At 66.5% G+C, this 23,698-nt stretch carries 24 protein-coding genes; 18 read left to right on the top strand and 6 right to left on the bottom strand.

Annotated features, from left to right (window positions below; all coding sequences use genetic code 11):
• The first annotated feature begins 203 nt into the window (after positions 1-203).
• The 6 genes from coxB to J7U46_RS05840 are packed head-to-tail and all read left to right on the top strand — an operon-like array spanning position 204 to position 4,976.
• The gene (gene coxB / locus J7U46_RS05865; protein ID WP_282823882.1) at positions 204-1,400 is read left to right on the top strand and encodes a cytochrome c oxidase subunit II; all 1,197 of its coding nucleotides are present in this window, start codon (positions 204-206) and stop codon (positions 1,398-1,400) included.
• A 28-nt stretch (positions 1,401-1,428) separates the two neighbouring features.
• Positions 1,429-3,066, top strand: a complete 1,638-nt coding sequence (gene ctaD, locus J7U46_RS05860) for a cytochrome c oxidase subunit I (RefSeq protein WP_282823881.1) — start codon at positions 1,429-1,431, stop codon at positions 3,064-3,066.
• A 5-nt stretch (positions 3,067-3,071) separates the two neighbouring features.
• The gene (locus J7U46_RS05855; protein WP_282823880.1) at positions 3,072-3,188 is read left to right on the top strand and encodes a cytochrome oxidase small assembly protein; all 117 of its coding nucleotides are present in this window, start codon (positions 3,072-3,074) and stop codon (positions 3,186-3,188) included.
• A gap of 3 nt (positions 3,189-3,191) precedes the next feature.
• The gene (locus J7U46_RS05850; RefSeq protein WP_282823879.1) at positions 3,192-3,812 is read left to right on the top strand and encodes a cytochrome c oxidase assembly protein; all 621 of its coding nucleotides are present in this window, start codon (positions 3,192-3,194) and stop codon (positions 3,810-3,812) included.
• Positions 3,809-4,042: a DUF2970 domain-containing protein gene (locus tag J7U46_RS05845; RefSeq protein ID WP_282823878.1), complete on the top strand. Its 234-nt coding sequence runs from the start codon at positions 3,809-3,811 to the stop codon at positions 4,040-4,042. The genes J7U46_RS05850 and J7U46_RS05845 overlap by 4 nt, the downstream gene beginning before the upstream one ends.
• Before the next feature lie 49 nt (positions 4,043-4,091).
• Positions 4,092-4,976, top strand: coding sequence for a cytochrome c oxidase subunit 3 (locus J7U46_RS05840; RefSeq protein ID WP_282823877.1), 885 nt, complete (start codon positions 4,092-4,094; stop codon positions 4,974-4,976).
• 69 nt (positions 4,977-5,045) lie between these two features.
• Here the strand turns inward: J7U46_RS05840 and J7U46_RS05835 are convergent, their stop codons facing one another.
• Positions 5,046-5,264: a DUF2909 domain-containing protein gene (locus tag J7U46_RS05835; RefSeq protein WP_282823876.1), complete on the bottom strand. Its 219-nt coding sequence runs from the start codon at positions 5,262-5,264 to the stop codon at positions 5,046-5,048.
• Positions 5,265-5,297: 33 nt separating this feature from the next.
• On the opposite strand from J7U46_RS05835, the gene J7U46_RS05830 reads away from it, so the two are divergent.
• Genes J7U46_RS05830 through J7U46_RS05810 form a run of 5 tightly spaced genes read left to right on the top strand, consistent with a single transcriptional unit; the run spans position 5,298 to position 9,328 of the window.
• Positions 5,298-6,011, top strand: coding sequence for an SURF1 family protein (locus tag J7U46_RS05830; RefSeq protein ID WP_282823875.1), 714 nt, complete (start codon positions 5,298-5,300; stop codon positions 6,009-6,011).
• A gap of 7 nt (positions 6,012-6,018) precedes the next feature.
• Positions 6,019-6,678, top strand: a complete 660-nt coding sequence (locus J7U46_RS05825; protein ID WP_282823874.1) for a hypothetical protein — start codon at positions 6,019-6,021, stop codon at positions 6,676-6,678.
• A 19-nt stretch (positions 6,679-6,697) separates the two neighbouring features.
• A complete protein-coding gene (locus J7U46_RS05820; protein WP_282823873.1) occupies positions 6,698-7,789 on the top strand; it encodes a COX15/CtaA family protein in 1,092 nt (363 codons plus the stop codon).
• Between the two features lie 11 nt (positions 7,790-7,800).
• A complete protein-coding gene (gene cyoE, locus J7U46_RS05815) occupies positions 7,801-8,721 on the top strand; it encodes a heme o synthase (RefSeq protein ID WP_282823872.1) in 921 nt (306 codons plus the stop codon).
• Positions 8,722-8,731: 10 nt separating this feature from the next.
• A complete protein-coding gene (locus J7U46_RS05810; protein WP_282823871.1) occupies positions 8,732-9,328 on the top strand; it encodes an SCO family protein in 597 nt (198 codons plus the stop codon).
• Positions 9,329-9,426: 98 nt separating this feature from the next.
• Here the strand turns inward: J7U46_RS05810 and rpoH are convergent, their stop codons facing one another.
• From rpoH to ychF, 4 genes are all read right to left on the bottom strand, one after another.
• Entirely contained in the window at positions 9,427-10,338 is a 912-nt protein-coding gene (rpoH, locus tag J7U46_RS05805; RefSeq protein WP_282823870.1) for an RNA polymerase sigma factor RpoH, read from the bottom strand.
• A gap of 119 nt (positions 10,339-10,457) precedes the next feature.
• Positions 10,458-10,985, bottom strand: coding sequence for a chemotaxis protein CheW (locus J7U46_RS05800; protein ID WP_282823869.1), 528 nt, complete (start codon positions 10,983-10,985; stop codon positions 10,458-10,460).
• Positions 10,986-11,018: 33 nt separating this feature from the next.
• Positions 11,019-14,183: a CHASE domain-containing protein gene (locus J7U46_RS05795; RefSeq protein ID WP_282823868.1), complete on the bottom strand. Its 3,165-nt coding sequence runs from the start codon at positions 14,181-14,183 to the stop codon at positions 11,019-11,021.
• Between the two features lie 96 nt (positions 14,184-14,279).
• Complete coding sequence (gene ychF, locus J7U46_RS05790; protein WP_282823867.1) at positions 14,280-15,371, bottom strand: redox-regulated ATPase YchF; 1,092 nt, start codon at positions 15,369-15,371, stop codon at positions 14,280-14,282.
• 112 nt (positions 15,372-15,483) lie between these two features.
• Here ychF and J7U46_RS05785 point away from each other — a divergent pair, with 112 nt between their 5' ends.
• From J7U46_RS05785 to J7U46_RS05755, 7 genes are all read left to right on the top strand, one after another.
• The gene (locus J7U46_RS05785) at positions 15,484-16,611 is read left to right on the top strand and encodes an FAD-dependent monooxygenase (RefSeq protein ID WP_282823866.1); all 1,128 of its coding nucleotides are present in this window, start codon (positions 15,484-15,486) and stop codon (positions 16,609-16,611) included.
• Positions 16,612-16,678: 67 nt separating this feature from the next.
• Complete coding sequence (locus J7U46_RS05780) at positions 16,679-17,344, top strand: DsbC family protein (protein ID WP_282823865.1); 666 nt, start codon at positions 16,679-16,681, stop codon at positions 17,342-17,344.
• A complete protein-coding gene (locus J7U46_RS05775; protein WP_282823864.1) occupies positions 17,344-17,784 on the top strand; it encodes a DUF3429 domain-containing protein in 441 nt (146 codons plus the stop codon). Before J7U46_RS05780 ends, J7U46_RS05775 begins: the two co-directional genes overlap by 1 nt.
• A gap of 3 nt (positions 17,785-17,787) precedes the next feature.
• Positions 17,788-19,524 (top strand): PDZ domain-containing protein, encoded by a 1,737-nt coding sequence (locus tag J7U46_RS05770; RefSeq protein WP_282823863.1) that lies wholly within the window; start codon positions 17,788-17,790, stop codon positions 19,522-19,524.
• Complete coding sequence (locus J7U46_RS05765; RefSeq protein ID WP_282823862.1) at positions 19,509-20,645, top strand: DUF3108 domain-containing protein; 1,137 nt, start codon at positions 19,509-19,511, stop codon at positions 20,643-20,645. The genes J7U46_RS05770 and J7U46_RS05765 overlap by 16 nt, the downstream gene beginning before the upstream one ends.
• Positions 20,642-21,433, top strand: coding sequence for an enoyl-CoA hydratase (locus J7U46_RS05760; protein ID WP_282823861.1), 792 nt, complete (start codon positions 20,642-20,644; stop codon positions 21,431-21,433). Before J7U46_RS05765 ends, J7U46_RS05760 begins: the two co-directional genes overlap by 4 nt.
• A 183-nt stretch (positions 21,434-21,616) precedes the next feature.
• Positions 21,617-22,069: a hypothetical protein gene (locus tag J7U46_RS05755; RefSeq protein ID WP_282823860.1), complete on the top strand. Its 453-nt coding sequence runs from the start codon at positions 21,617-21,619 to the stop codon at positions 22,067-22,069.
• A 76-nt stretch (positions 22,070-22,145) separates the two neighbouring features.
• Here J7U46_RS05755 and lysS read toward each other — a convergent pair whose 3' ends face one another.
• Positions 22,146-23,660 (bottom strand): lysine--tRNA ligase, encoded by a 1,515-nt coding sequence (gene lysS / locus J7U46_RS05750; RefSeq protein WP_282824995.1) that lies wholly within the window; start codon positions 23,658-23,660, stop codon positions 22,146-22,148.
• Between the last annotated feature and the right edge of the window lie 38 nt (positions 23,661-23,698).

The following is a 23,698-nucleotide window of genomic DNA, read 5'->3' as shown; positions in this document are numbered from 1 at the left end:
AAATGCGCGGCTGACCATTTGTGCGCCTCGCTGGACGGGTCAAGACCTGGCACGTCAGTCGGCATGTCGACCGGTAAATCAGCAGGGCGCCGCACGAGACAAAGAAGCCTCCTTGGGGCACCCTAGACGACGGATGTCGCTGTGGCCATCATGCATGGCCGCAGCGGCCTTCTTGGCTTGAAATTGAAACTGAAGTGACGACCATGAAAATGATGAACGAGCGAGTGCATCAAGTTGGGCGCCGGATCGGTCAGCTGGCGCTGGCCCTGGGCTGCACGCTAGCCGTCCAGGCGGCTCTGGCAGGCCCTGCGGTGAAAGACCTGCCGGGCGGCCCGGCCGTCAATCAGCTCAATCTGCATCCGCCGGTCACCAAGATCGCGACCGAGCAGATGTGGCTGCACAACTTCATGCTGATCATCTGCGTGGCCATCTTCCTGGCCGTGTTCGGCGTGATGTTCTATTCCATCTTCAAGCACCGCAAGAGCAAGGGCGCCGTGCCGGCGACCTTCCACGAAAGCGTGGCGGTCGAAGTGGCCTGGACCGTCGTGCCCTTCGTGATCGTGATCCTGATGGCCCTGCCGGCCACCAAGGTCGTGGTCGCCATGAAGGACACGACCAACTCGGACATCACCATCAAGGCCACCGGCTACCAGTGGAAGTGGGGCTACGACTACATCAACGGCGAAGGCAAGGACATCTCCTTCCTGGCCACGCTGGACACCGCCCAGCGCGTCGCCTCCGACTCCGGCAAGCCCGAAGCCGTCGACAACTACCTGCTGAAGGTTGACAACCCGCTCGTGGTACCGGTCAACAAGAAGGTGCGCATCATCACCACGGCCAACGACGTGATCCACGCCTGGATGGTGCCGGCCTTCGGCGTCAAGCAGGATGCGATCCCCGGCTTCGTGCGTGACACCTGGTTCAAGGCCGAGCAGATCGGCGACTTCTACGGCCAGTGCGCCGAGTTGTGCGGCAAGGAGCATGCCTACATGCCCATCCACGTGAAGGTGGTGTCCGCCGAGGACTACACCAAGTGGGTCGATGGCAAGAAGAAGGAAATGGCCGCCAAGGCAGATGATCCGAACAAGGAATGGAAGCTGGAAGAGCTGCTCGCCCGCGGCGAGAAGGTCTACGCTGCCAACTGCGCCGCCTGCCACAAGCCTGACGGCAAGGGGGCCGGCCCGATCAAGGCCCTGGACGGCTCTCCGGTCGTGCTGAGCGACGACAAGAGCAAGCAGATCGGCGTCCTGCTGAACGGTCAGAACAACCTGGCCATGCCCTCGTGGAAGCAGCTGAGCGACACCGAGATCGCCGCCGTGATCACGTACACCAAGAACAACTGGTCGAACAAGACCGGTCAGGTCGTGCAGCCCGCTGAAGTCGTGGCCGCCCGCAAGTAAGAACACCGGACGTCTTTAAGGAATCGACATGTCAGCAGTGCTTGACCCCCACGGTCACGACTCTCATGCCCACGGCCATGATCATCACGATGATCACCACGCCCCCACGGGCTGGCGTCGCTGGGTGTTCGCCACCAACCACAAGGACATCGGTACGCTGTACCTGCTGTTCGCCTTCACGATGCTGATGATCGGCGGCGTGCTGGCGCTGTGCATCCGTGCCGAGCTGTTCCAGCCCGGCCTGCAGTTCTTCAATCCGGAGCTGTTCAACCAGTTCACGACCATGCACGGTCTGATCATGGTGTTCGGCGCGATCATGCCGGCCTTCGTGGGCTTCGCGAACTGGATGATCCCGCTGCAGATCGGTGCCTCCGACATGGCCTTCGCGCGGATGAACAACTTCAGCTTCTGGCTGATGATCCCCGCCGCCATCATGCTGGTCGCCTCGTTCTTCATGCCTGGCGGCGCCCCCGCTGCCGGCTGGACGCTGTACGCACCGCTGACGCTGCAGATGGGACCCTCGATGGATGCCGGCATCTTCGCGATGCACATCCTCGGCGCCTCGTCCATCATGGGTTCGATCAACATCATCGTCACCATCCTGAACATGCGCGCGCCTGGCATGACGCTGATGAAGATGCCGATGTTCGCCTGGACCTGGCTGATCACCGCCTACCTGCTGATCGCCGTGATGCCGGTGCTCGCCGGCGCCATCACGATGACGCTGACCGACCGCCACTTCGGTACGAGCTTCTTCAGCCCGGCCGGCGGCGGCGACCCGGTGATGTACCAGCACATCTTCTGGTTCTTCGGTCACCCCGAGGTCTACATCATGATCTTGCCGGCCTTCGGCATCGTCAGCCAGATCGTCCCGACCTTCGCTCGCAAGCGCCTGTTCGGCTACGCCTCGATGGTGTACGCCACGGCCTCGATCGCCATCCTGTCCTTCATCGTGTGGGCCCACCACATGTTCGCCACCGGCATGCCGGTGACTGGCCAGCTGTTCTTCATGTACGCGACCATGCTGATCGCGGTGCCCACCGGCGTGAAGATCTTCAACTGGCTGGCCACGATGTGGCGCGGTTCGATGACCTTCGAGACCCCGATGCTGTGGGCCGTGGGCTTCATCTTCGTGTTCACGATGGGCGGCTTCACCGGCCTGATCCTGGCCATGGCGCCTATCGACATCCAGGTGCAGGACACCTACTACGTGGTGGCCCACTTCCACTACGTGCTGGTGGCTGGCTCGCTGTACGCGCTGTACGCCGGCGTGTACTACTGGGGCCCCAAGTGGGCCGGCGTGATGATCTCGGAGACACGCGGCAAGATCCACTTCTGGGGCTCGCTGATCACCTTCAACATCACCTTCTTCCCGATGCACTTCCTCGGCCTCGCCGGCATGCCGCGTCGCTATGCCGACTACCCGATGCAGTTCGCCGACTTCAACGCGATCGCTTCGGTGGGCGCCTTCGGTTTCGGTCTGATGCAGGTCTACTTCTTCTTCGCCGTGGCCGTCCCTCTGATGCGCGGCAAGGGTGAGAAGGCTCCGCAGAAGCCTTGGGAAGCGGCCGAAGGCCTGGAATGGGAAGTGCCGTCGCCGGCGCCGTTCCACACCTTCGAGAACCCGCCCAAGCTGGACCGCACGGCCACCAAGATCGTCGGCTGATCCCCATGGCCCAGACCCCTGAGCAACGTCGTGCCAACCGCCGCCTGGCTTTGATCCTGGCGTCGGTGGCCCTGGTGTTCGCGGTCGGTTTCGTGACCAAGATCGCCCTGTACGGTTTCTGAGCGATGGACAAGCGACCGCCCCAACGAAGCTGGCTTGAAGCCCTGCGCAGAGCGAATCTGCAGCTGGTCGGCAAGTTGTCAGTCGTGGCGGTGCTGATGTTCGGCTTCGCCTACTCGCTGGTGCCGCTGTACAACGCCATCTGTTCGGCCCTGGGCATCAATGTGCTGTCGCTCTCGGAGCGCCAGCACGCGGTCAAGGCCTCGGACCTCAAGAACACCCAGATCGACTACAGCCGCACCATCAGCATCGAGTTCGATGCCAATGCGCGCGGCCCCTGGGAGTTCAAGCCGGCCGTCAGCCGCCTGGAGGTTCATCCGGGCGAGCTGGCCACGGTGATGTACGAGTTCAAGAACGTGCAGAACCGCGTGATGTCGGCGCAGGCCATTCCCAGCTACGCCCCGAAGCAGGCCACGGCCCACTTCAACAAGCTGGAGTGCTTCTGCTTCAACGAGTACACGCTGGCGGCCGGTGAGGGCAAGCAGTGGCCGGTGGTCTTCGTCATCGACCCCAAGCTACCCAAGGACGTCAAGACCATCACCTTGTCCTACACCTTCTTCGAGGTGGCGGGCAAGAAGCAGGCGGCAGCGCCTGTGCTGAATGCGGCCAAGGGGCAGAAGTCGTGACGCAGGATCTGAAGGAAGCCACGCAACGGCGCGGCTCGTTTTTCCAGACGGTCAAGGCGATTGCCTGGGCCTTCTTCGGCGTGCGCCGTGGCGCCGACTATGACAAGGACGTGGCTCAGCTGAATCCGGTGCATGTGATCATCGCCGGCATCATCGGAGCCGTATTGTTCGTGCTGGCCCTGGTGCTGATCGTCCAGTGGGTGATCGGCAGCAGCGTGGCTGGCAGCTGAATTTGCAGTTTGATTGAACTACTGAAGCTTTAGTTCGAGGAGAAGAAAAATGTCGGCAGCGACCACCCACGGGAAAGCCCCGTACTACTTTGTGCCCGGACCCTCGCGCCATCCGGTCATGGCCGCCATCGGCCTGTTCTTCGTGATCCTGGGCGCTGGCCAGTGGATCAACGGCCACGACTGGGGCATGTACTCGCTGATCTTCGGTCTGCTGTGGTGGGCCTTCGTGCTCAAGCAGTGGTTCGGCGATGCCATCCGCGAAAGCGAAGGCGGCCTGTACAGCGAGCGCATCGACCTCTCCTTCCGCTGGAGCATGGGCTGGTTCATCTTCTCGGAGGTGATGTTCTTCGGTGCCTTCTTCGGCGCACTGTACTGGGCCCGCAACCACGCGGTGCCGGCCCTGGGCAGCCTGGACAACGCCATCCTGTGGCCCAACTTCAAGGCCCTGTGGCCCAGCGTTGCGGGCGCCGGCACGGCGGCTCCGGCCGGCATGGTCGAGGCCTTCCAGACCATGGGCCCCTGGCCCATCCCGACGATCAACACCGCGCTGCTGCTGACCTCCGGCGTCACGCTGACGATTGCCCACCACGCCATCCTGGCCGGCAACCGCAGCAAGACCATCACCTGGATGTGGGCGACCGTGATCCTCGGCATCGTGTTCCTGATCCTGCAGGGCTACGAGTACCACCACGCCTATGCCGAACTGAACCTGAAGCTGACCTCGGGCATCTTCGGTTCGACCTTCTTCCTGCTGACCGGCTTCCACGGCTTCCACGTGTTCGTCGGCATGCTGATGCTGCTGTTCATCACGCTGCGCCTGCACAAGGGCCATTTCACGCAAGACCGCCACTTCGGCTTCGAAGGCGCTGCCTGGTACTGGCACTTCGTGGACGTGGTCTGGCTGGGCCTCTACATCGTCGTCTACTGGATGTAATGCAGCTTCGAGTCTGCAATGAAGAAGCGCCGCATCTAGCGGCGCTTTTTTCATCGTGGGGCCGTCGGGCTATTTCGCCAGCGGCACGCCGGTCGGCTGAATCCAACCCATCAGATAGGCCAGCCAGATGAGCAGGAAAAGCAGCACCGACACGGCCACCCGCACCGCCAGCGCGCGCGCCATGCGGGCATCGCGGCCGGCGGTATTGCCCTTGCGCAGCATGAAGAAGCCGGCAGAGGCGAGGGCGCCCAGCACGGCGAGGAGGCCGATCACGATCAGGTATTTCATGGCTGCGGATTATTCCATCGAGGCTGAATCAATATGAGCGACAAACGGCGCTGGGTGGTGCTGGCTGCGACCTTGCTCGGCGTGGCCTTGACCGGCCGGCTGGGTTGGTGGCAACTGGACCGCGCCGCCGAGAAGCGCGCACTGCAAGCCTCGCTGGAGGCCGGCGAGAAGTCTGCGCCGCTGCCTGCCAGCGCCTTGCTGGAGTCGCCGCCGCCGCTGCAGCGCCGCGTGCAACTGCGCGGCCACTGGCTGGCCGACCGCACGGTGCTGCTCGACAACCGGCCTATGCAGGGGCGCAGCGGCTTCTACGTCGTGACGCCGCTGCAACTGGAGGGCCGCAAGCAGGTCGTGCTGGTGCAGCGTGGCTGGCTGGGCTTTGATGCTCAGCAGCGCAACCGCGCGCCCGAGGTGGCCACGCCGTCCGGCATCGTCGAGATCGAAGGGCGGGTGGCGGTTGCGCCGGCAAGGCTTTATCAGCTGGGTGAGGCCGCCACCGGAGCGATCCGGCAAAATCTCGACCCGGCCGCCTATGCCCGCGAAACCGGCCTGCCCATCCTGCCTTTGGCGGTCTGGCAGACCGTGGCCAGCGATGCAGCCGACACGCTGCCGCGCGAGTGGGCGGCGCCCGACCTCGGTCTGTCCAAGCACTACGGCTACGCCTTTCAATGGTTTGCGCTTGCCGCGCTGATCCTTTGTCTTTATGTCTGGTTCCAACTCCTCCGTCCCCGACGCCAGCACCATGTCTGAGAAAGCTATGAGCGACGAGCCCCTGAGCATGACAGTGCACAGCGCGCCGCAACCCGACCAGCGAGCCGCCATGACGCGCCGCGGCCGCTGGCAGGCCTTTGCCGTCATCCTGATCTGCGCGATGCCGGTGCTGGCCTCGTACTACAGCTTCTATGTGATGGGCCTGAGCGGCAAGGCCTACGGCGACCTGATCGTGCCCACGGTCGACATCCCCGAGGCCATCAGCCTGCGCGACCTCGAAGGCCAGCCCGTGACAGCCGCCAGCCTGAAGGGCCAGTGGCTGCTGACCGTGGTTCAGCCGGCTGCCTGCGACAAGGCCTGCGAGAACCAGCTCTACATGCAGCGCCAGCTGCGCGAGATGCTGGGCAAGGAGCGCGACAAGGTCGACAAGCTCTGGCTGATCCCCGACGACGAGCCGGTGCGCCCCGAGCTCCGCGAGATCCTGGCCAAGGGCGAGCCCGTGCACCTGCTGCGCGCGCCGCGCGAGCAGATCGCGGTCTGGCTGAAGCCGGGCAAGGACACGCAGCTGCAGGACCATCTCTACATCGTCGACCCGGTCGGCCGCTGGATGCTGCGCGAGCCGGCCAATCCAGACCCGGGCAAGATCAAGAAGGACCTGGACCGCCTGATGAAGGCCAATGCCGGCTGGGACAAGCCGGGCCGCTGAGCACCCGTCCGCATCAAGCATGTCCGGTTTCGATCTCTCTCCTTTGCTGAAGCTGCTGCTGGTCGGCGCCTTGCTCGGCGGCCTGCCGCTGCTCTGGCTGTGGCGGCGCCAGCGTGGCGTGGCCTTCGGCTCGCGCGCCTGGTTGCATGGCCTCGCCTTGCTGACGCTGTTCCTGACCTTTGACCTGGTGGTGTTCGGCGCCTTCACGCGGCTGAGCGATTCGGGTCTCGGCTGCCCGGACTGGCCGGGCTGCTATGGCCATGCCAGCCCGCTGGGCGCCAAGGAGCAGATCCATGTCGCGCAAACGGCGCAGCCCACCGGCCCGGTGACCCATGGCAAGGCCTGGGTCGAGATGGTGCACCGCTACCTCGCGAGCGCCGTCGGTTTCCTGATCCTGCTGCTGGCCGTCTTCAGCTGGCGCGGGCGCGCGAAATTCCAGCTGCCGCGCGCCGCGCCCTGGTGGGCCACGGCCACGCTCGTCTGGGTGCTGGTGCAGGGCGCCTTCGGTGCGCTCACAGTGACGATGAAGCTGTTCCCCGCCATCGTCACACTGCACCTGCTGTTCGGCCTCGGCCTGCTGGTGCTGCTCGCGGCGCAGGCCCAGCTCTATGCGCCCAAGCAGGTGGTGCTGAGCAGCGGCCTGCGGCGCGGGCTGATCGTTGCCTGGCTGCTGACCCTGGCCCAGGTTGCTCTCGGTGGCTGGGTCAGCACCAATTACGCGGTGCTGGCCTGCAGCGACTTCCCCAGCTGCCGGGCTGGCGACTGGTGGCCGGCGACCGACTTCTCGGCCGGCTTCACGCTCTGGCGCCACCTGGGTGTTGGTGCTGATGGAGACTGGCTTCCGTTCGAGGCACTGACCGCCATCCACCTGAGCCACCGCATCGGCGCCCTGGTGCTGACGCTGGCCCTGCTGGCCCTGATCTGGCGCCTGGCCGTGGCCGGCCAGGGCCGCTGGTCACGCCGGCTTGGCCTGGTGCTGGCCTTGCAGATCGCCACCGGCCTGTCCAACGTCGTGCTCGACTGGCCCATTGCCGCCGCCCTGATGCACACCGGCGGCGCAGCCCTGCTGCTGTCCCTGCTGAGCGTGCTCCTGATGCGCACAAAACAATAGACTCACGCCCTATGTCGTCCACCTCGACCTCCGCTGCCGCACCGGCCCTCAGCTCGCGCTGGCAGCAGTTCTATCAACTGACCAAGCCGCGCGTGGTGCAGCTGATCGTGTTCTGTGCCGTCATCGGCATGGCCCTGGCCGTCCCGGGTCTGCCGCAGGGCGCTGAATGGCTGACGGCGCTGGCCGCCACCGCCGGCATCTGGCTGGTGGCCGGCGCGGCTGCCGCCTTCAACTGCCTGATCGAGCAGCAGATCGACGCCAAGATGAAGCGCACCGCCTGGCGCGCTACCGCCAAGGGCGAGCTGAGCCGGGTGCAGACCCTGACCTTCTCCGCCGTGCTCTGCGGCATCGGCTCGGCCATGCTGTGGTTTTGGGTCAACCCGCTGACCATGTGGCTGACGTTTGCCACCTTTGTCGGCTATGCCGTGATCTACACGGTGATCCTGAAGCCGCTGACGCCGCAGAACATCGTCATCGGCGGTGCCTCCGGCGCGATGCCGCCGGTGCTGGGCTGGGCGGCCATGCGGGGCGACGTCGGCTCCGAGGCCCTGCTGATGTGCCTGATCATCTTCCTCTGGACGCCGCCGCATTTCTGGGCGCTGGCGCTGTACCGCACCGAGGACTACCGCAAGGCCGGCCTGCCCATGCTGCCGGTCACGCATGGCAGCGAGTTCACGCGGCTGCAGATCGTGCTCTACACCTGGATCCTGCTGGCCGCGACGCTGCTGCCCTTCCTGACCGGCATGAGCGGCAAGATCTATCTGGTCGCTGCGGTCGTGCTGGGCCTGCGTTTCTGCCATTACGCCTGGCGGTTGCGCAAGCAGTACTCCGACCAGCTGGCCCGCCAGACCTTCCTCTTCTCGATCTGGCATCTGTCGCTGCTGTTCGCGGCCCTGCTGATCGACCACTATGCGCAACTCTGGATCAGCTGAGACCTCACCCATGCATGCCAAGCGTCGAATGATTCTGGCCCTGGCGGCCGCAGCCACCTTGGGCCTGGCTGCCTGCCAGCCGGCCAAGACCGCCTTCCAGGGCGTGGACCTGACCGGCGCCGACTACGCGCAGGACCTGAAGCTGCCCGACGTCGATGGCCGCGAGCGCTCGCTGGGCGACTTCAAGGGCAAGGTGCTGGTGATCTTCTTCGGCTACACGCAATGCCCCGACGTCTGCCCGACGACGATGGCCGAACTGGCCCAGGTCAAGAAAGCCCTGGGCCCGGACGGCGAACGGGTGCAGGGCATCTTCGTGACCGTTGACCCGGAGCGCGACACGCCCGAGTTGCTGCGCGCCTACCTGGCCAGCTTCGACAAGAGCTTCGTCGCGCTGCGCGGCAGCCCGGAGCAGGTCAAGGAGGCGGCCAAGAACTTCAAGGTCTTCTTCGCCAAGGTGCCCGGCAAGCAGGAAGGCAGCTACACCATGGACCACACGGCCGCCAGCTTCCTGTTCGACGCGGCCGGCCGCGTGCGTGTGTTCTCGCGCTACGGCTCGGGGACGCAGGCCTTGACCGAAGACCTCAAGATCCTGTTGGCCGAGAAGTGACCCACCCCCGTACCGGCTTCGCCGGCCCCCTCAAGGGGGCACGCCCCTAGGCCCGGCAAAGCCGGATCCTGGGGCGCCGCTTGGTAAGAAAAGGATGGTCAGGCCGCCTCGGCCAGCGCCTTGCGCATCTTCTTCATCGCCGCGGCCTCGATCTGGCGGATCCGCTCGGCGCTGACGCCGTACTCGGCGGCCAACTCGTGCAGCGTCATGCCGCCGGACGAGTCGTCGTTCACCTTCAGCCAGCGTTCCTCGACGATGCGGCGGCTGCGGTCGTCCAGCACGGCCAGGGCGCGGGTGATGCCGTCGCCAGCCAGGGCGTCGCGGGCCTTGGACTCGATCACGCGGGTCGGTTCCTGGCTTTCATCGGCCAGGTAGGCGATGGGGGCGAACGTCTCGCCGTCATCGTCGGTTTGCGGCTCGAGGGCCACATCGCCGCCGGACAGGCGCGTTTCCATCTCCAGCACTTCTTCGCGCTTGACGTTCAAGGTGCTCGCGACCTGATCGATCTCGGCTTCGCTCAGCGTGTTGCGATGGGTCTGCTCCGCGCCTTCCTTCATGCTGTGCTTCATCGAGCGCAGGTTGAAGAACAGCTTGCGCTGGGCCTTGGTCGTGGCGACCTTGACCATGCGCCAGTTGCGCAGGATGTATTCGTGGATCTCGGCCTTGATCCAGTGCATCGCATAGCTGACCAGGCGCACGCCCTGGTCCGGGTCGAATCGCTTGACCGCCTTCATCAGGCCGACATTGCCTTCCTGGATCAGGTCGCCGTGCGGCAGGCCGTAGCCCAGGTACTGGCGGGAGATCGAGACCACCAGGCGCAGGTGCGAAAGCACCAGCTTTCCGGCGGACTCCAGGTCACCCCGTTCGCGCAGGTTGCGGGCGAAGCGGGACTCTTCTTCCGGCGTCAGCAGCGGAATGCGATTGACGGCCGTGATGTAGGCATCGAGATTGCCCAGCGAGGGCAGCAGGGCCCAGGGGTCGCGGACGGTGATGGCGTGGTTTGCGGTCATCTGAAGGGCCTCCTCTGAAGAGTCTTGGCACTAGGTTCCGCAAATATTAGCACTCTTCCGAGATGAGTGCTAAAGCCGGTGCGCCCCCGGGGCTTCGCCGGCTTGAAGCCCGTCAAAAACTAGTCAACCAGCCCGAAATCCGGGCTGGCGACCATGCCCTCGATGTCCATCAGGATCAGCATGCGCTCGCCGATCTTGCCGAGGCCGGTGATGTAGCGGGTGTCGATGGCGGCGCCCACCTGCGGCGGCTCCTTGATCTCGTCGGCCTGCAGTTCCAGCACATCGGAAACCGAATCGACCACGATGCCGACCACCCGGCCGATCACGTTCAGCACGATGACGACGGTGAACGGCGTGTACTCGGCTTGCTGGCCGAGGCGGATCCGCAGGTCGACGATGGGCACGATGACGCCGCGCAGATTGACCACGCCCTTGACGAAGCTGGGGGCGTTGGCGACCCGGGTCGGCGGCTCGTAGGAGCGGATTTCCTGGACCTTGAGGATGTCGATGCCGTATTCCTCGGCGTCGATGCGGAAGGTCAGGAATTGCTGGGAGGCCGCGCTGGCGGCCGCAGCACCGGAGGCGGCGGCCGCAACATTGGCGACCGCGCGCGAGGCTTGAGTGGTCAGTTCGGTAGACGAGCTCATGTCCTGTCGGGAAAGAAGTGGCCGTAAGAGCCCTTATTGTGAAGCAAGCGCAGGCCCGGCCAGCAGGCGGTCGAGCAAGTCCAGCAGGGCTTGCACATCGACCGGCTTGGTCATGTAGTCGGCCGCACCCGCGGCTTTGCAGGCCTCGATCTGCTCGGGCAGGGCATTGGCCGAGAGCACGACCACCGGCATGGTGGCGCCGGCGGCGCGCAGCCGCTGCAAGAGCTCCAGACCATGGATGTCGGGCAGCTGCAGATCCAGCAGCAACAGGTCGGGCTGCTCGCTCAGCACCGTTTCCAGGCCGCTCTGGCCGTCCACGCAAAGCTCCCAGCTGATCTGCGGCCGCTGCGCCAGGATGCCGCGCATCACCTCGGCATTGGTCGGGTTGTCCTCGATGTAGATCAGCCGACGCTGCTGGTGGTAGCGAGTGACGGCCAGTGCGTCAGGTGCCTTGGGTGGCGCGCTGGCTGCGCTGCTGGCTACCGGCAGCGTGAGTGTGAAGCGGCTCCCCAGGCCGGCGCGGCTCGTGGCCTGCAAGCTGCCGCCCATGGCCTCGGCCAGGCGCTTGCAGATCACGAGGCCGATGCCGGTGCCGGCCACCGTGCTGTGCTCGCGGCCCAGCCGGTTGAAGGGCTGGAACAGGCCGGCGAGTTGTTCGGCGGTGAGGCCGATGCCGCTGTCGGACACGCTCAGCGCCACCTGCCCGCCGGCCTGCAGCTCGCTGCGGATCTCGATGCGCCCGCCCTCGACGTTGTACTTGACGGCATTGCTGAGCAGGTTGATCAGGATCTGCTTGATGCGCGTGGCGTCGCCCTCGGCATGGCGGGCGTTCTCGGCCAGTTGTAGGTCGACCACCAGGCTGCGTTGCGCAGCGCTGGCTTGAACCATGGCCAGCGCCTCGTCCAGCAGGCGGTGCAGGTCCTGCGGCGCCAGCTCCAGACGCAGCGCACCGGACTCGATGCGCGAGAGGTCCAGCGTGTCATCGATCATTTCCAGCAAATGCCAGCCGGCCTGCTGGACCTGGGCGGACCAGCCCTGCTGGCGCGGGCTGAGCGGATGCTCCTGGTCCATTTCCAGCAACTGGGTGAAGCCCAACATGGCGTTCAGCGGCGTACGCAGCTCATGGCTCATGCGCGACAGGAAGTCGTTCTTGGCCCGGTTGGCCGCTTCGGCCGTCTCGCGGGCGCGCTCCAGTTCTTCCATCTTCAGCTGGTCGGTGATGTCTTCCACCACGCCAACGAGTCGCCGGCCCGCTTCTGCGCCGGCTTCCAGCGCCGACACGGTGACGCGCACATGGATCTCGTGCCCCAGCTTGTGCAGGTAGCGTTTGTCGCGCCGGTACATGCCGAGCTTGCCCTGCAGCAGCAGCCGGCCGAGGCGCAGGTCCTCGGCCCGGTCCTCCGGGTGGGTGAAGTCCACCGTGTGCAGGTGTTGCAGCTCTTCCAGCGTGTAGCCGACCAGCCGGCAGAAATGGGGATTGGCCTCCAGTGCGATGCCTTGCGCGTCGGCAATCACGAGGCCGATGGGCGTGGTGTCGAAGATGTTGCGGAAGCGCTGCTCGCTGTCCAGCAAGGCGGCGGCCGCCTGCTGGCGCTGCAGAACTTCCCGCTTGAGTTCGGATGTGCGGGCGCGCACCAGGTCCTCGATGCGCCGGGCGCGGCCGGTCACCGTCAGCAGCAGCAGGCCAAGCAGGGCCGTGCAGACCAGACCAATCAGGGCGAAGGGCAGGCCGCCGCCGCCCTCGACCACCGGCAGGCCTTGTGGCGCAAAGCCGATGATCTGCCACTGGCGGCCGCCGAAGCTCATATTGCGCAGGGTCTGGGGCATGGCTGGCGTCAGCTGCTCGCAGGCGGCCGGTCCGGCCAGCAGGCGGCGCGGCGCCAGCGGATCGGCATCCAGCAGGCACAGGCCGAGGTACTCGGGCAGCGGCGGCAGGGCCTTCAGCACCAGGTCGGGCCGCAAGGTCACGAAGGCGATGCCGCGCAGGGCCGCGCTGCGCTCGGCAGGGCTGTTCAGACTGCCGGAAGCGCCTTCGTACAAGGCCTGGTAGAGCACCACGCCGGTACTCGTTTCGGTGTCTTGCGAGAGCTGGAAACCGGCCGTGGCGCTGGCCAGACCACTGGCCTCGGCACGGGCCACGGCCTGGCGCGGGCCGGAAATGGAGCGGATGTTGACGCCCAGCGCGCCGCGATTGCGCGCCAGCGGCTCGATCAGGCGAATCGCCAGCATGTCCTCGTCGGGCGGCGTTTGCAGATCCCCCGGGCGGCCCCGGTCACGGGCCTGATAGCTGTCCAGGCCATCGGCCCTGGCGCTCTGCTCGAAGCCGGCCAGTTGGCGGCGCGGCACCCGTGGGGCCCAGCCAATGGCCAGCAGCGGGCCATTGCTCAGGAAGCCCTGCGTGCCGCGCTCGAAGTCTTCGCGGCCCATGCGGGGCGCCACCGTCATCAGCCCGCGCACGGCCTCGAGCGCCATCAGCGGTTCGCGCAAGCGGGCTTCCAGGGCATTGGAGGCATTGGCAGCCTCGCGCTCGAACAGGTTGCGGCCACGCTGCGCATCCCATTCCAGCACGCGCGTGGTGGCGGCAGCGAGCAGCAGGGTGCTCAGCAGCATGGGCAGGCCCACGCTCAGCCGGCGTGGCCGCCAGGCCTTGCGCGGCTGGCCGAGCAGGCTCAGGGCCATCGGCGCGGCGATCAAGAGGCCCAGCGTGTCGCCCAACCACCACGAGGACCAGGTATGGCCCCATTGGGCTGCCTCGATCCCGCCTATCAGCAGCAGGGCGCCGCTGCCCACCGTCGGGCTGATCAGGCAGGACAGCAGGCCGAGCAAGTAGAAGCGGACCAGGTCTGGCGGTTCGGACAGCACCAGCGGCTGCGCCACCCAGCGCCTGACCATCCAGGCACCGAGGCCGGCCTGCAGCATGGCCCCGAGGCTGATCAGGGCCGGCGCCAGCAGCCAAGGCAGGCCACGCTCCTGGCTCAGCATCACATTGGCCGCGAAGGCGCCCAGCGCCACGCCGGGCAGCATGCGCGGCCCCCAACCCAGCACGGCAGCGAGGGCGAGACCCGTGGAGGGGTAGAGCGGCGACGCGTACTCGGGCGGTATCGCCAGCTGCAGCGAAGCCAGCGCGACGATGGCGTAGGCCACCGCCAGGCCCAGCAGGCGGGCGAGGTCCCGGGGCAGCGTCTTGCGGTGGGGCATCGAGTGAGGCGGGCGCAGGTAGGAACTGTGCCGGAGCCTACACAAAAAAAAGCCGGCGCGAGGCCGGCTTTTTAGGCTGAAACGAGGCTTTGTTCGTCAGACGTTGAACAGGAAATTGAGCACGTCCCCGTCCTTGACCACGTAGTCCTTGCCTTCGGCGCGCATCTTGCCCGCGTCCTTGGCACCCTGTTCGCCCTTGAACTGGATGAAATCCTCGAAGGCGATGGTCTGGGCGCGGATGAAGCCGCGCTCGAAGTCGGTGTGGATCACGCCGGCGGCCTGCGGTGCGGTGTCGCCGATGTGGATGGTCCAGGCGCGCACTTCCTTCACGCCAGCGGTGAAGTAGGTTTGCAGACCCAGCAGCTTGAAGCCGGCGCGGATCAGGCGGTTCAGGCCCGGCTCGTCCTGGCCCATCTCGGCCAGGAACAACGCGCGATCCTCGTCTTCCATCTCCGACAGTTCGGCCTCGGTCTTGGCGCAGATGGCGACCACCGGGCCGTTCTGGGCGGCAGCGTATTCCTTCAGGCGCTCCAGGAAGGGGTTGTTCTCGAAGCCGTCTTCCGAGACGTTGCCGACGAACATGGCCGGCTTGGCCGTGATCAGGCACAGCGGCTTCAGGATGACCAGCTCTTCCTTGCTGAAATCGATGCCGCGTACCGGCTTGGCCTGGTCCAGCGCCGCCTGGCACTTCTCCAGCACCTTCACCAGCGCAATCGCGTCCTTGTCGCCAGCGCGGGCCACCTTGTTGTAGCGGTGCAGGCTCTTCTCGACGGTGCCGAGGTCAGCGAGACACAGCTCTGTCTGGATCACCTCGATGTCGGAGATCGGGTCGACCTTGCCGTTCACGTGGATGACGTTCGGGTCCTCGAAGCAGCGCACCACGTTGACGATGGCGTCTGTTTCGCGGATGTGCGAGAGGAACTGGTTGCCCAGGCCCTCGCCCTTGGAGGCGCCCGCCACCAGGCCGGCGATGTCCACGAACTCGACGATGGCCGGCACGATGCGCTCGGGCTTGACGATCTCCGACAGTTGGGCGAGGCGCGGATCGGGCAGTTCGACCACGCCCACGTTCGGCTCGATGGTGCAGAAGGGGTAGTTCTCGGCGGCGATGCCGGCCTTGGTCAAGGCGTTGAAGAGGGTGGACTTGCCGACGTTGGGCAGGCCCACGATGCCGCATTTGAGGCTCATGGCGGGGCTTTCTGGATGTCGGCTGCAGCCGATACGGTGACGCACAAGCTGCGCGAAGCCGGAGATTTTAGCCGCCCGGGCCGGGTTTCCCCGCCTGCCTACAATGGCCCCCATGGAAAGCAAGCAGCGATTCGGGGTTCTGGTGCGGGGAGAAGGCGCGGTCGGCCGCAGCCTGGCCCTGGCCCTGGCCGCCCAGGGCTTGCAGGTGGCCCTGCTCGGAGCGGACGAAGCCCCGGCGCGGCCCGATGACGTGCGCACCTATGCGCTGAACGCCGAGGCGGTGGCGCTCCTGAAGGACATCAAGGTCTGGGACGCGCTGCCGGCCGAGGCCCGCACGCCGGTCTACGACATGTGCATACGAGGCGACCAGGCCGGCGCCCAGCTCGATTTCTCGGCCTGGCAGCAGGGCCGCTCGGAGCTGGCCTTCATCGTCGACGCGGCGGCGCTGGACCAGCAGCTGTTGACGGCCCTGCGGTTCTCCCCCCACATCCAGCGCGTCAGCCAGCCGGTGCCGGCCGAACTGGAGGCGATCTGCGAAGGCCGCCACTCCAATGCCCGCGCCGCCCGTGGCGTGCAATTCGATCTCAAGCCCTATGCCCAGCATGGGGTGGCGGCGCGCCTCGTTTCGAGCCGGCCGCACCAGGGCATCGCCCATCAATGGTTCCGTGCGCCCGAGGTGCTGGCTCTGCTGCCGTTCGACCGGCCCGAGCCTGAGCACAGCTTCGGCCTCGTGTGGTCGGTGGCGCCCGAGCGCGCGGCCGAACTGCTGGCCATGGACGATGCCAGCTTCGAGCTGGCGCTGAACGAGGCCAGCGGCGAGGCGGCCGGCTGCCTGCGTCTGGCCAGTGCGCGCGCCGCCTGGCCGCTCAATCTGGCCCAGGCCTCCGAGGTCAGCGGCGAGGGTTGGGTGCTGCTCGGCGATGCCGCCCATCTGGTCCATCCGCTCGCTGGCCAGGGGCTCAACCTCGGCCTGGCCGATGTGGCGTGCCTGGCTCGTGTGCTGGCGCTGCGCGAGGCCTGGCGCTCCCTCGGCGATGCCCGCCTGCTGCGCCGCTACGCCCGCGAGCGCCTGTTGCCCACGCTGGCCATGGGTCACATGACCGACGGCCTGCAGCGCCTGTTTGCCAGCGAGGCGCCGGCGCTGCGCGTGCTGCGCAACGAAGGCCTGCATTTTTTGAACAAGCTGCCCCTGGTCAAGCGACTGCTCATTGACAAGGCCCTGGGGAATTTGACGACATGAGGAGATCGATTTGAAGTTCAAGCATGTAGTGGTTGCCGCGACCTTGGCCCTGATGGGGACCGGCGCCATGGCGAACGAGGCAGTCATTCGCAAGGCCTTGGCCGAACGCCTGCCCGATCTGCCCAAGCTCGATGAGGTCCGGCCGACCCAGATGCCCGGTCTGTGGGAGGTCCGCATCGGCCACGAAATCCGCTACACGGACGCCCAAGGCCAGTTCTGGATCGAGGGCGCGCTGATCGACCTCAAGAGCAAGAAGAACCTCACCGACGAGCGCCTGGCCAAGCTGATGCAGATCGACTTCGATCTGCTGCCGTTGAAAGATGCCATCGTCTGGAAGTCCGGCAATGGCAAGCGCCGAATGGCGGTGTTCGCGGACCCGAACTGCGGTTACTGCAAGCGCTTCGAGCGTTCGCTGCAGGAGATCAAGGATGTGACGGTCTATACCTTCGTGATCCCCATCCTCGGCGGCGACTCGCCGGACAAGACGCGCGCCATCGTCTGCGCCAAGGACCCGATGAGTACCTGGCGCAACTGGATGCTGGATGGCGTGGCTCCCGCCAAGATTGCGGCGGGCTCCTGCGACGAGGGCGCGGTGCAGCGCAATATCGCGTTCGCGCGCAAGCACCAGATCAGCGCCACGCCTGCGCTGTTGTTCGAGGACGGCGTGCGCGTGCCCGGCGCCATGTCGGCAGAGCAGGTCGAGCGCCGACTGCAGGCCGCGCCGAAGTCCTGATGACGGGCTCGCCGCTCAACCCGATTGCCACCCGCCTGGGCAATCTCGGGCTGGTCCCCTTCGTGCTGGGCATGGTCCTGGTCTGGCTGCTGCTGGACTACAACGAGGAGGCCCACACCTACGCCACCCTCGCGCTGTCGATCTACGCCGGCACCGTGGTGTCCTTCCTCGGCGGCATCCACTGGGGCCTCGGCATGCGGCAGGGCGTGCCCTCGCCGCAGCCCTTCGTCTGGGGCGTGGTGCCCGCCATCGTGGCGGCCATCGCGACCCTGATGCCGGCCTATGCGGGCCTCGTGGTGCACGGCGTGATGCTGATCGTCTGCTACCTGGTGGACCGACGGACCTATCCGGCGCTCGGTGCGGGCAGTTGGCTCACGCTGCGCTTCCGGCTCAGCCTGGTCGCGTCTCTGTGCTGTTTCATCGCTGCGGCCGGCGTCTGAACGATGGTCGACTTCCTGATCTCGGTCGAGGATGTTCGCAGCCACTATTTCCAGGTCGAGCTGAAGCTTGCGGCACCGCTGGCGCAGCAGGGCTTCAGCCTGCCGGTCTGGATACCGGGCAGCTACCTGGTGCGCGAGTTCTCGCGCCACCTGAGCGGCCTGCGCGCCGAGCAGCAAGGCCGGTCCATCGGCCTGCGCCAGCTCAGCAAAAACCGCTGGGAGGCCGACTGCCTGGCGGATGAGCCGCTCAAGCTCAGCTACCGGGTCTATGCCTTCGACACCTCGGTGCGTGCGGCCTACCTCGCGGCCGAGCGTGGCTTCTTCAACCCGAGCAGCCTGTGTCTGCGCGCCGAGGGCCATGAGGCCGAGCCGCAGCGCCTCAGCCTGCGTGGCCTGCCCGAAGGCTGGCAGGTCGGCACGGCCCTGGCCTTTGACGGCCAGCATTACCTGGCGCGCGACTACGACGAGCTGGTCGACCACCCGTTCGAGCTCGGTGCGTTCTGGCGCGGGCAGTTCGAGGTCGAGGGCGTGCCGCATGAGTTCATCGTGGCCGGCGCGCTGCCGGTGTTCGATGGCGACAAGCTGCTCGAGCAGGCGCGCCGCATCTGCGCCGCCCAGATCGCCTTCTGGCATGGCAAGCATCCCAAGCGGGCCGAGCTGCCGTTCCAGCGCTATGTCTTCATGCTCAACGCGGTGGAGGAGGGCTACGGCGGCCTCGAGCACCGCGCCAGCACGGCCCTGATTGCGCCGCGCCGCGACCTGCCGCGCCTCGGCAGCAGCGAGCTCAGCGATGGTGTGGTGCGCCTGCTGGGCCTGGTCAGCCACGAGTATTTCCACAGCTGGAACGTCAAGCGCCTGCGCCCCGCCGAGTTCGCGCGCTACGACTACGACGCGGAGAACTACACCGAGCTGCTGTGGTTCTTCGAGGGCTTCACCTCCTACTACGACGAGCTCTTCCTGGTGCGCGCCGGCCTGATCGACGAAGCCCGCTACCTGAAGCTGCTGGCCACCGCCATCAGCGGCGTGCTCGCCACGCCGGGCCGCCAGGTGCAGAGCCTGGCTGAGGCCAGCTTCGAGGCCTGGACCAAGTACTACCGGCCCGACGAGAACACGCCGAACGCGACCGTCAGCTACTACACCAAGGGTGGCTTGCTCGCGCTGGCACTGGACCTGTCGATGCGCGAGGCCGGCCATGCCAGCCTGGACGAGGTGATGCGCCAGCTGTGGGCGCAAAGCAGCGGCGGGCCCATCAGCGAGAACCAGATCCTGACCGTTGTGGCTGAACTGGCCGGTACCGAGTTGGCGGAGCAGCTGCGGCAATGGGTGCATGGCCATGCCGACCTGCCGTTGGCTCCGCTGCTCGACGTCCTGGGCGTGCACTGGGGCCTGGAGGCCGCGCCGCTGGCCCAGCGCCTCGGGCTGAAGCTGGGCGAGGGCCTGCAAGTCAAGCAGGTGCTGGCCGGCGGTGCAGCCCTGGTCGCCGGCCTGTGTGCCGGCGACGAGCTGATCGCCTGCAATGGCTGGCGGCTGCGCAAGCTGGACGACATCCTGCAGTTCCTGGATCCGCACGATGCGCTGCGGCTCACGCTGCTGGTCGGGCGCGAGCAGCGCGTGCTGAGCCTCGCGCTGCGCATGCCCGAGCCCAGCATGGCGCCGCCGACGGTGGTGAACCTCAGCCTGGCCGACAAGGCGCCCGCCGCCCGCGCCGAGACGCTGCGCCACGCATGGCTGGGAGGCTGAGCCGGCCGGCGCTGCGTCGCTGGGCTTTTGTGGCCTTGCTGCTGCTGGTGCTGTGCCTGCACTGGCGGCTGATCGATGAAGTGCAGGCCCTGCATCAGCGCTGGGCCGAGATGGAAGCCATGCCGCCGCGCCTGCAGGTGGCCTTTGTGCGCGAGCTGAGGGTGGCGGCGCCGCCTGCTGTCAAGGCCGTACGCACGCCGCTGCCTCAGTCGACGCCAGGTGTCGCGCCCGCGCTGCCAGCAGCTGGTGCCAGTGCGCCGTCGCTGGATGCACCGCTGGCCGACGAGCTGCCTGTGCCCGCGCCGCTGTCCGCGCCCGAACTCCTGGCATTGCCCGCCAGTGCCGTGGCGGCCGCCCCCGTTCCCGCTTCCAGCCCGGCCTCTGCCGTGGCCTCGGATGAGCCCGGCCCCGAATGGCCGGCCTCCACGCGGCTCAGCTACAGCCTGTTCGGCTACCGGGGGGGCGACGTGCATGGCGATGCCCAGGTCGAATGGATGCGCCAAGGACGCCGCTACCAGGTGCACCTGGACGTGGGCATTGGCCCGCGCCTCGCGCCGCTGGTCAGCCGCCGCATGAGCAGCGAGGGCGAGCTCGGCGCACGCGGCATCTCGCCACGCCGCTTTGACGAGGAGACGCGGGTGCTCTTCCTCGAGCGCCGCCGTGCCAGCCTGCTGTTCCAGCGCGGCCAGGTGCAACTCGCCAACGGCCGCAGCGAGGTCGCGCCGGCCGAGGTGCAGGACGCCTCCAGCCAGTTCGTGCAGCTGACCTGGCTGTTCCTCACCGGCCGCGAGACGGCGCGCCCCGGCCACCAGGTCCTGATACCGCTGGCCCTGCCGAACCGCCAGTACCCCGGCTGGCGCTACCAGGTGGTCGGCGAGGAAACCATAGACACGCCGATGGGCGCCTTGCCCACCTGGCACCTGCGCCCGGTGCAGCCGGTCGTGGGTGGTGATTTCAGCGTCGAGATGTGGCTCGCGCCTTCGCTGCAATGGCTGCCGGTGCGCCTCTTCATCCGGCAGGACGAGAAGACCTGGGTCGACCTGTTGCTGAAGGGCCCGCCGCTGCAGTCGGCCGCCCCGGAACCTATAGTTCAGCCCACCCCAAAGGAGAACCCGCGATGAGCAGCTATGAATGCATCCTGACCGAGGTGCGCGGCGAAGGCCCGCGCAAGACCGGCCTGATCACCCTGAACCGCCCCAAGCAGCTGAATGCGCTGAACGATCAGCTGATGGACGAGCTGGGCCAGGCCCTGCTGGCCTTCGATGCCGACGAGGGCATTGGCTGCATCGTACTGACCGGCTCCGAGCGCGCCTTCGCCGCCGGTGCCGACATCCCGACCATGCTGCCGCACAACTTCATGAGCGCCTTCAAGAGCGGCCTGATCTCCAAGAACTGGGAGACCATCCTGCAGGTGCGCAAGCCGGTGATCGCTGCGGTGGCCGGCTTCGCCCTGGGCGGCGGCTGTGAGCTGGCCATGATGTGCGATTTCATCATCGCGGCCGACACCGCCAAGTTCGGCCAGCCCGAGATCAAGCTCGGCATCGTCCCCGGCGCCGGCGGCACGCAGCGCCTGCCGCGCAATATTGGCAAGAGCAAGGCCATGGACATGCTCCTGACCGCCCGCATGATGGACGCCGCCGAGGCCGAGCGTGCCGGCCAGGTCTCCCGCGTGGTGCCGGCCGACAAGCTGCTCGACGAAGCGCTGGCCGCCGCCGAAACCATCAACGGCTTCAGCGGCCCCTCGGTGATGCTGATCAAGGAGCTGGTGAACCTGGCCTTCCAGGGCCCGCTGACCGACGGCGTGGCCATCGAGCGGCGTTATTTCCACGCGCTGTTCGGCACCGACGACCAGCGCGAAGGCATGACGGCCTTCCTCGAGAAACGGGCGCCCGGTTTCAAGCATTCTTGATTGCCAGAGCAGGGCGCCGCATTTCAACCCCGGGGATTGTTTGCGAATGTGGAATGACTACTTCCATTCTTGCTAGTGTTTTCCCGTAGGTCGGTTTTTTACAGTCTGGGCCATGGACGAAGCGAAGTCGCCGAGTTCAACAACCCAAAGGACCTGAAGAGGGTCCATGTAAAGGATTCGATCATGAGCAAGCTTTCGCAAATCACCGTCGCCGCCGCTGCCGCCCTGCTGTTCGCCGGTGCCGCTTCCGCACAAACCACCCGCGCCGAAGTCGTGGCCGAGCTGGCCCGTGCACAGGCGTCTGGCGAACTGGCTGCCCTGCAAGCCGGTTCGGACGGCCTCGGCTACCTGCAACCCCTGTCGACCAAGTCGGTCAAGACGCAAGCCCAGGTCGCCGCTGAACTGCAAGCTGCCCGCAAGAGCGGCGAACTGGCTGCCCTGCAAGCCCAGCAAGCCGGCGCTCCCCAGCCGCTGAAGACCGCCAAGCAAGTCGGCGGCCGTACCCGTGCCCAGGTCGTTGCCGAGTTGCAGCGCGCCCGTGAAACCGGCGAACTGGAAGTCCTGCAAGCCGAAGTCGGCGTGGGCATGCCGGCCCTGCGTGGTCTGAGCAGCACCCCGGTGGTTGCCGGCAAGTAATCAGCATCAGCCAGCGCTGAAATGAGAAAAGGGCGACCCGCAAGGGTCGCCCTTTCTGTTTTGGGGCTGTCGGTGATCAGCCTTCGCGGCGGAGTGCGGGGAACAAGATCACGTCGCGGATGCTGGGCGAATCGGTGATCAGCATCATCAGCCGGTCGATGCCGATGCCGCAGCCGCCGGTCGGGGGCATGCCGTATTCCAGCGCGCGGATGAAGTCGGCGTCGAAGAACATCGCCTCCTCGTCGCCGGCATCCTTGTTCGCCACCTGCGACTGGAAGCGCGCGGCCTGGTCTTCGGCGTCGTTCAGCTCGGAGAAGCCATTGGCGTACTCGCGGCCGGTGATGAAGAGCTCGAAGCGCTCGGTGATCTTGGGGTTGGTGTCCGAAGCACGGGCCAGCGGCGAGACCTCGACCGGGTAGTCGATGATGAAGGTCGGCTGCCAGAGCTTCTCTTCCACCACGGCCTCGAACAGGCCGAATTGCAGCTCGGGCAGGCTCCAATGGGCATGGACCTGCTCGCCAGCGGCCAGGATCTTTGCCTTCAGCACCTCGGCATCATCGGCTTCAGCGGCCGAGAGGCCGGCCACCTGGATCAGCGAATCGCGCACCGACAGGCGGGCGAAGGGCTCATCGAGGTGCACGTCCTTGCCGGCGTAGGTGACGCGGGCATTGCCGGTGGCAGCACGCGCGGCGTGGCGCAGCACCTCCTCGGTGAAGTCCATCAGATCATGGTGCGTCCAGTAGGCCGCATAGAACTCCATCATCGTGAACTCGGGGTTGTGGCGGACCGAGATGCCCTCGTTACGGAAGTTGCGGTTGATCTCGAACACGCGCTCGAAACCGCCCACCACCAGGCGCTTCAGGTAGAGCTCCGGCGCGATGCGCAGGTACATCTCCTGGTCCAGCGCGTTGTGGTGCGTGATGAAGGGCTTGGCGTTCGCGCCACCCGGGATCGGGTGCAGCATCGGCGTCTCGACCTCCAGGAAGCTGTGCTCGACCATGAAGCTGCGGATCGAGGACACGGCCTTGGAGCGGGCCACGAAGCGGGCGCGGGCGGCCTCGTCGGTGATCAGGTCCACATAGCGCTGGCGGTACTTCTGCTCCTGGTCGCTCATGCCATGGAACTTGTCCGGCAGCGGGCGCAGGCTCTTGGTCAGCAGACGCAGCTTGCTCACGCGCACCGACAGCTCGCCGGTCTTGGTACGGAACAGGGTGCCTTCGGCGCCGACGATGTCGCCCAGGTCCAGGTGCTTGAACTCGTCGTAGCTCTCTTCGCCGACACCGTCCTTGGTGACGAAGAGCTGGATGCGACCGGTGGCGTCCTGCAGCGTGCCGAACGAGGCCTTGCCCATGATGCGCTTGAGCATCAGGCGGCCGGCCACCGTGACCTTGACTTCCTGGGGTTCCAGTTCTTCGTTCGCCAGGTCGCCATAGCGCTGCACCAGGGGCAGGGCGCGGTGCTGGGGCTTGAAGTCGTTGGGGAAGGGAACGGCGGTCTTGGCGCGGATGGCGGCCAGTTTCTCGCGGCGCTCAAGGATCAGCTGGTTTTCTTCCTGAGGGGCAGGCGTATTCGGGGCGGTTTGCTGGGTCATCATCAACTCATTGAATTTGCAGCGATTTTAGGGCCCCC

The organism is Pelomonas sp. V22 (assembly GCF_030014915.1).
In the GTDB taxonomy this organism is placed as follows: Bacteria; Pseudomonadota; Gammaproteobacteria; order Burkholderiales; family Burkholderiaceae_C; genus JAUASW01.
Note: the sequence above shows the minus strand (reverse complement) of the source record. Positions and strands in the feature narration are given on the sequence as shown.

What these genes read in the sequence shown, in the direction of transcription:
- coxB (WP_282823882.1), top strand. Translation starts at nt 204, where the DNA reads ATGAAAATGATGAACGAGCGAGTGCATCAAGTTGGGCGCCGGATCGGT.
- ctaD (WP_282823881.1), top strand. Translation starts at nt 1,429, where the DNA reads ATGTCAGCAGTGCTTGACCCCCACGGTCACGACTCTCATGCCCACGGC.
- J7U46_RS05855 (WP_282823880.1), top strand. Translation starts at nt 3,072, where the DNA reads ATGGCCCAGACCCCTGAGCAACGTCGTGCCAACCGCCGCCTGGCTTTG.
- J7U46_RS05850 (WP_282823879.1), top strand. Translation starts at nt 3,192, where the DNA reads ATGGACAAGCGACCGCCCCAACGAAGCTGGCTTGAAGCCCTGCGCAGA.
- J7U46_RS05840 (WP_282823877.1), top strand. Translation starts at nt 4,092, where the DNA reads ATGTCGGCAGCGACCACCCACGGGAAAGCCCCGTACTACTTTGTGCCC.
- J7U46_RS05835 (WP_282823876.1), bottom strand. Translation starts at nt 5,264, where the DNA reads ATGAAATACCTGATCGTGATCGGCCTCCTCGCCGTGCTGGGCGCCCTC.
- J7U46_RS05830 (WP_282823875.1), top strand. Translation starts at nt 5,298, where the DNA reads ATGAGCGACAAACGGCGCTGGGTGGTGCTGGCTGCGACCTTGCTCGGC.
- J7U46_RS05825 (WP_282823874.1), top strand. Translation starts at nt 6,019, where the DNA reads ATGAGCGACGAGCCCCTGAGCATGACAGTGCACAGCGCGCCGCAACCC.
- J7U46_RS05820 (WP_282823873.1), top strand. Translation starts at nt 6,698, where the DNA reads ATGTCCGGTTTCGATCTCTCTCCTTTGCTGAAGCTGCTGCTGGTCGGC.
- cyoE (WP_282823872.1), top strand. Translation starts at nt 7,801, where the DNA reads ATGTCGTCCACCTCGACCTCCGCTGCCGCACCGGCCCTCAGCTCGCGC.
- J7U46_RS05810 (WP_282823871.1), top strand. Translation starts at nt 8,732, where the DNA reads ATGCATGCCAAGCGTCGAATGATTCTGGCCCTGGCGGCCGCAGCCACC.
- rpoH (WP_282823870.1), bottom strand. Translation starts at nt 10,338, where the DNA reads ATGACCGCAAACCACGCCATCACCGTCCGCGACCCCTGGGCCCTGCTG.
- J7U46_RS05800 (WP_282823869.1), bottom strand. Translation starts at nt 10,985, where the DNA reads ATGAGCTCGTCTACCGAACTGACCACTCAAGCCTCGCGCGCGGTCGCC.
- J7U46_RS05795 (WP_282823868.1), bottom strand. Translation starts at nt 14,183, where the DNA reads ATGCCCCACCGCAAGACGCTGCCCCGGGACCTCGCCCGCCTGCTGGGC.
- ychF (WP_282823867.1), bottom strand. Translation starts at nt 15,371, where the DNA reads ATGAGCCTCAAATGCGGCATCGTGGGCCTGCCCAACGTCGGCAAGTCC.
- J7U46_RS05785 (WP_282823866.1), top strand. Translation starts at nt 15,484, where the DNA reads ATGGAAAGCAAGCAGCGATTCGGGGTTCTGGTGCGGGGAGAAGGCGCG.
- J7U46_RS05780 (WP_282823865.1), top strand. Translation starts at nt 16,679, where the DNA reads ATGGCGAACGAGGCAGTCATTCGCAAGGCCTTGGCCGAACGCCTGCCC.
- J7U46_RS05775 (WP_282823864.1), top strand. Translation starts at nt 17,344, where the DNA reads ATGACGGGCTCGCCGCTCAACCCGATTGCCACCCGCCTGGGCAATCTC.
- J7U46_RS05770 (WP_282823863.1), top strand. Translation starts at nt 17,788, where the DNA reads ATGGTCGACTTCCTGATCTCGGTCGAGGATGTTCGCAGCCACTATTTC.
- J7U46_RS05765 (WP_282823862.1), top strand. Translation starts at nt 19,509, where the DNA reads ATGGCTGGGAGGCTGAGCCGGCCGGCGCTGCGTCGCTGGGCTTTTGTG.
- J7U46_RS05760 (WP_282823861.1), top strand. Translation starts at nt 20,642, where the DNA reads ATGAGCAGCTATGAATGCATCCTGACCGAGGTGCGCGGCGAAGGCCCG.
- J7U46_RS05755 (WP_282823860.1), top strand. Translation starts at nt 21,617, where the DNA reads ATGAGCAAGCTTTCGCAAATCACCGTCGCCGCCGCTGCCGCCCTGCTG.
- lysS (WP_282824995.1), bottom strand. Translation starts at nt 23,660, where the DNA reads ATGACCCAGCAAACCGCCCCGAATACGCCTGCCCCTCAGGAAGAAAAC.